1 rRNA gene is annotated in these 301 nt (G+C 45.5%); it reads left to right on the top strand.

Annotation, left to right across the window (positions count from 1 at the left end):
* Window positions 1-148 precede the first annotated feature (148 nt).
* Window positions 149-301 (top strand): 16S ribosomal RNA (locus tag ACNQ0T_RS23800); the annotation flags it as partial.

Raw genomic sequence — 301 nt, 5'->3', positions numbered from 1 at the left:
GCACTGCTCTTTAACAATTTATCAGACAATCTGTGTGGGCACTCAAAGTGACATGGATTCTTAACGTCGCAGGACGAAAAATGAATACCAAGTCTCTGAGTGAACATACGTAATTCATTACGAAGTTTAATTCACGAGCATCAAACTTAAATTGAAGAGTTTGATCATGGCTCAGATTGAACGCTGGCGGCAGGCCTAACACATACAATTCGAACGGTAACAGGAAGCAGCTTGCTGCTTCGCTGACGAGTGGCGGACGGGTGAGTAATGTCCGGGAAACTGCCTGATGGAGGGGGATAAC

It is taken from the genome of Enterobacter cloacae complex sp.6700776 (assembly GCF_048284255.1).
Taxonomy (GTDB): Bacteria; Pseudomonadota; Gammaproteobacteria; order Enterobacterales; family Enterobacteriaceae; genus Enterobacter; species Enterobacter intestinihominis.
The sequence above is the reverse complement of the archived record's forward strand: the minus strand, read 5'-3'. Positions and strand labels throughout refer to the sequence as shown.